Consider the following 5,104-nt stretch of genomic DNA (forward strand, 5'->3'; position numbering starts at 1 on the left):
AAACCCATGAGGGGCTTGAAAAATATAACAAACTTGCGCAACGCAAGTTTGTAAACCGGGTTTATTGTAAATCTGGGTCGAGGCAGTAAAGCATTGCGAAGGTCATTATTTCGGCATATACGGATTTGTTGGCAAGATTCCATTTCGGATAATCGCTCCGTGTCGCGTGTTCCATGGAATGACAATCCACTCCGGTCGCATGCTGCAGCGCTCGCAAGGGCAGTTGTCGTGTTTTGTCTGGTTCTTGTGATCCCGGACCATGAGTCCTGCTTTTCGAAATATCCGTCCGTGCTCTTCTGGTCGCACATGTGGTGGAGCAATTCCGCGCCAGGTGTCCGAGGGGAAATTCCAAATGCTGTTGAACCGTTCCATTCATCTTGAAGATGAACAAGGCCGCCTTTCAGCGTTGCACAGATATGAAGTTCTCGACACCGCTCCCGAAAGCGAATTCGACAACATCATTCATCTGGTTACCAGCATCTTCAAGGTCCCGATGGCGGCCATCACGCTCATCGACGGCACCCGGCAATGGTTCAAGGCGACGGAGGGCCTCAGCGTCACCGAGACGCCGCGGTCGATCGCGTTCTGTGACCGGACGATCCGATCGGGCGATGTTCTCGCGGTCGAGGATGCCCGGCGGGACCACAGGTTCTCGGGCAGCGAGTTCGTCACCGGCGACGTCGGACTGCAGTGCTACCTCGGCGCGCCCCTGACGACGCCGGATGGCTACAACATCGGTTCCATCTGCGTCATCGGCACAGAGCCACGACGCTTCAGTTTGGCCGATCATGAGCTGTTGAAGAGCTTCGCGCGCCTCGTCGTCTCGCAGATGGAGCTCCGGCTTATCGCCAAGCTGGACAGCCTTACCGGAGTTCTCAGCCGAAGGGGCTTTGAAGAGGCGGTGCTGGAGAGCTTCACGTTGTTTCAAAAGGAAGGAACGCCCGCTTGGATGGCGATCGTCGATCTCGACAGGTTCAAGCTCATCAATGACACCCATGGGCATCCCGTCGGGGACAAGGTGCTGCGAAATGTGGCTCTGGCCGCTGCACAGAGTCTCCGCCGCACCGACGTGATCGGGCGTCTGGGTGGCGAGGAGTTTGGCATCCTCTTGCGTGGCGCCCAGATTGCAGATGCATGGTCGATCGCCGAGCGTATCCGGACCGCCATAGAAACCATCCAGTTCGATGACCATTCCGAGCTCTCCGTAACGGCCAGCATCGGCCTCGCGAGCTGCAAGCCGGACTATTCCCACCCGGAGATTTGGTATTCCATTGCAGACGGCGCGCTTTACAAGGCGAAGCTCAGGGGCAGAAACCAGACGGTCAGCAGGGGTTGAGCGGAGGCCGCGATCCGGATCATGAGCCGCAGCCCGGTGGTCAGATCGGCTCGGGATGGTGTAGAGCGAAGCCTTGGCCATAGTCGATGCCGAGCGTCCGAAGATGCGGCAACAGCTCCAAAACTTCGACCGACTCTGCGATGGTTTTCATGTTCATCGCGCGCGCCACCCTCGCCACGGCTTCTACGATATCCGCGCCGGCGGGCCGGTCCAGAATGCCCCTGATGAACTGCCCATCTATTTTCACGAAATGCACCGGCATGTCCTGCAGATAGGCGAAGGACGCCATTCCGCTGCCGAAGTCGTCCAAAGCGAAGCGGAAGCCCACCTCGACAAGCCGGTTCATCATGTGACAGACACGGCGCATGTTGGATATGACCGCCGTCTCGGTGACCTCGAAGCAGATCTGACCGGGGGAGACATCCGGATATTCCACCAGCAGATCGCCGATGAACGACGGAAACTCGGGTGAGCTGAGGGTCAGCGCCGAGACATTCACGAAGTAGCAGACATCGGTGATGCTGTCCCGCCGCGGCTTTCTCAGATGCGCGAAGACCTTTTCGATTATGTGCCGGTCGAGATGGTCGATCAGGCCAAAGCGTTCCGCCGCGGGTATGAAACTGCCCGGAGGTCTGATGGAACCGTCAGCCTCTCTGAGACGGGCCAGAACCTCATAGAAGTTCGGATCGCCCTCACTGCCGAGATCCATCGAGAAAATTCTTTGGGCGTATAGGACGACCTGGCCTTCGCGGATTGCCTCCATCAAGTGCGTGGCGCCGTCCATCTCACCCCGGCGCAGCATGATCTCCTCGTCGGTGGGGAGGCTGAGCTGCACGCGATTGCGGCCCTTCTCCTTGGCGAGGATACAGGCCGCATCGGCGAGATTCAGGACATCCGCGAAAGTCAGCCCGTCGCCTGGGCAGCCGATCGATATGCCGATGCTCAGGGAAACGCTGTATCGCCGACCGGTGAAGATCGGGTGAAGGTCATTGACGGCTGCACGCATGCGGTGCGCCATCTCCAGAGCGACCTGCGCCGTGGCGCGGGGCAGGATCAGAGCGAACTCGTCGCCGCCGATCCTTGCCAGAAGATGCTCGCAGGAAATGTTGGCCTGCAGGGCATCGGCGATCTGAATCAGGAGAGCGTCACCGGCGGCGTGGCCACTTCGGTCGTTGATGATCTTGAAGTGATCGACATCGATGTAGAGCACCGCAGTTGGTTGCTCGTCATCAAGACTTTCCAGCTGCCGCGCGAACTCTCTCCGATTGAGCAGCCCGGTCAACGGATCCTGGGCCGCCTGTCTGGCGAGCATTTGCGCCAGCTCGTGCGCTTCGGTGACGTCGTGGCCCTGAGCAAACACGCCCACGATCTGGTTGTCGCGATCCCGTATCGCCTCGTATGTCAGGTCGATGAAGCGCTCTTCCAGTTCGCCCCCCGCGCTGCGCTGCAGCTTGATCGGCACGGCGCGGCCGATGAAAGGCTGGCCGGTCTTGTAGACGCGATCGAGTTTGTTGACGAACCCCTGCCATATGACCTCTGGCAGGACCTCGGCCAATGCGCATCCGATGATCTTGCGGTGGCCGATGAGCTGGTAGTAAGCGTCGTTGGCCAATTCGTAGACGTGTCGCTGGCCACTCAAAACGCAGATGAACCCGGGGGCTGCCCGGAAGAGTTGCTGCAGTCGCTCAAGCTCATTTCCGAGGAAATGACATCCCATGTCTGATCGATCCATTACGTTCTTTTCTGCGCCCCGATCGATGAGGGCCTCCAGCTACAGTGATCACCCCGGCAGGCCGAGATCAGCAAGACAATGGCGAGGGCGCTCAAAACGCCAAGCTCGAGGCCTATCTCACGGGTGTCAATGGCGCTTACGCTGTGCGTAGGCACCTCCAGATCGGCTTGTTCGCAAGACCCTTCCGCGAAAAAGTGACGATGCGCGCCTATTGCTAGAGTGGGGCTGCAACCGTTCAAGTCAACCACAAGCTGATGGCTCATGCGATTTTGCAAGTCCAGTTCGGAGTGCTGACCGAAGTCATAGCGAATGGATCAAACGCCCCTCGGCATCGGTCACAACGTGCAGCTTGATGTTGATGACGCCATTGGTCCTCCCATCAAGCGGCCCATATGGTCGCGGCCGCTGCCTTTTACAGCCTTAGAAAGCAGCCTTAGAAAGCAGCCTTCGAAAGCGGCTCTAGACGAAAGACAGCGCAAATCTCTCATGGCGTCGACGCGTGCAGTCTCGCTAGCGTGGCAAAGGCCATCTTCAAAATTGGGGCCGATGGCGGCCTAACTCAGGGGATAGACTGCGGTGCCCGAGTTGTACGAAAGATACATATCTGCAAGATACCGAATTATTTTGGGAGTGCGCTACGCTGAAGTTCTGGAACGCCCTCTTGCGTTGAACAAATTCGTTGCCCGCAATGCATAGGTAAACCATGATCCAGCACTGCCTTCTCTCCATCCGCGCCGCCATCGCGGCGGCGCCGCTCGGCTGCGTCCTTGCCAGCACCGCTTCTGCGCAGGATCTGATCAGCTTCTGCGTGGTCGCGGGGGAGTCCATCACCAACACCGGCCCGACGACCATCGACGGTAGTATCGCGCTGAGCCCCGGCACGTCGTTCTCCGGAGATGGCAGCGTCACCCAGACCGGCGAGGGGGATGCGATCTATATCGCCAATGGCGTGGCGGTGCGGATTAATAACGACCTGACGACCCTCTACAACGTTCTCGCCAGCCGCCCGACATCTGCCGGGGGCGATCTGACCGGTCAGGGTCTGGGTGAGCGCACGCTCACGGCGGGGGTCTACAACTTCGACACCTCACCCAACCTGGAGGCTGGCGAGACCCTCATTCTAGATGCTGGCGGCAATCCTGATGCGATCTTCATCATTAACATTGGCACGACGCTGACGGCGGGCAGTGGTTCGGCGATCGAGTTGGACGGGCGCGCGCAGGGCGGCAACGTGTTCTTCCGGGTCGGCACCTCGGCGACGATCGACACCACGGCGGCTCTGATCGGCCAGATCCTCGCGCTGGACAGCATCACCCTGAACACCTCGGCACGGTGAATTGCGGCGCGGTACTGGCGCGCAACGGCGCGGTGACGCTGGACACCAACACCATCGAGGTCTGCACCCTCGCCGCGGCCGAATTCGATCCGACGCCGGAGGAGGGCGCGTTCTCCGACAACGAGACCGCGGTTGCGGGCGCGCTGTCCGACTATGTCACCGATGGCGGCGTGCTGCCGACCAGCTTCGCCATCCTCGCCGCAACCCAGAGCGGCGACGAGCTGGCGGCTACCCTGTCGCAGCTCTCGGGCGAGGTTGCGACCGGCGTCGCGCCGACCGTCATGCAGTCGATGGACCACTTCCTCGACACGGTGCTGCGCTCCACCCGGCAACCCTTCGCGCCGGCCGTGCCGAGCGATCCGGGCGTGCCGGTCGGCTGGGTGCCCGAGAAGATCAACGCCGCCTACAGCAGCAAATACGACCGGGAGGCGCCCGCCGCGGCTCCCACTTTCGCCTATGCCGCCGCCGAGCCGCGCAACTGGGACATGTGGCTCTCGGGCTACGGCTCGCGCAACGTCATCGACGGCGATGCGTCGATGGGCAGCGGCGAGCTGACCTCGAACAACCGCGGCGTCGCCGCCGGTCTGGTCTATTCGCCGGGCGACGGCGCCAGCTTCGGTCTGTCGCTCTCCTCGGCGAAGTCCGATTTTGACATCGCCGACGGGGCCGGCTCGGGCGAGAGCGACAGCCTCTTCCTGGC

The 5,104-nt window shown here is 60.8% G+C and carries 4 protein-coding genes; 3 read left to right on the forward strand and 1 reads right to left on the reverse strand.

Annotated elements, in window-relative coordinates; all coding sequences use genetic code 11:
* The first annotated feature begins 352 nt into the window (after positions 1-352).
* Complete coding sequence (locus tag C5F48_RS21745; protein WP_170139736.1) at positions 353-1,336, forward strand: GGDEF domain-containing protein; 984 nt, start codon at positions 353-355, stop codon at positions 1,334-1,336.
* Between the two features lie 40 nt (positions 1,337-1,376).
* On the opposite strand, the gene C5F48_RS21750 is transcribed toward C5F48_RS21745, so the two are convergent.
* Positions 1,377-3,068 (reverse strand): EAL domain-containing protein, encoded by a 1,692-nt coding sequence (locus C5F48_RS21750; RefSeq protein WP_107665844.1) that lies wholly within the window; start codon positions 3,066-3,068, stop codon positions 1,377-1,379.
* Between the two features lie 703 nt (positions 3,069-3,771).
* On the opposite strand from C5F48_RS21750, the gene C5F48_RS21755 reads away from it, so the two are divergent.
* Together C5F48_RS21755 and C5F48_RS21760 are read left to right on the forward strand one after the other, a co-directional pair.
* Positions 3,772-4,404 carry an ice-binding family protein gene (locus tag C5F48_RS21755; RefSeq protein ID WP_107665845.1) on the forward strand — a complete coding sequence of 211 codons (633 nt, stop codon included), beginning with the start codon at positions 3,772-3,774 and terminating at the stop codon, positions 4,402-4,404.
* Positions 4,401-5,104 (forward strand): autotransporter domain-containing protein (locus tag C5F48_RS21760; protein ID WP_146170698.1); only part of this gene is annotated, 704 nt, incomplete at its 3' end. The genes C5F48_RS21755 and C5F48_RS21760, both read left to right, overlap by 4 nt.

The organism is Cereibacter changlensis JA139, from assembly GCF_003034985.1.
Taxonomy (GTDB): Bacteria; Pseudomonadota; Alphaproteobacteria; order Rhodobacterales; family Rhodobacteraceae; genus Cereibacter; species Cereibacter changlensis.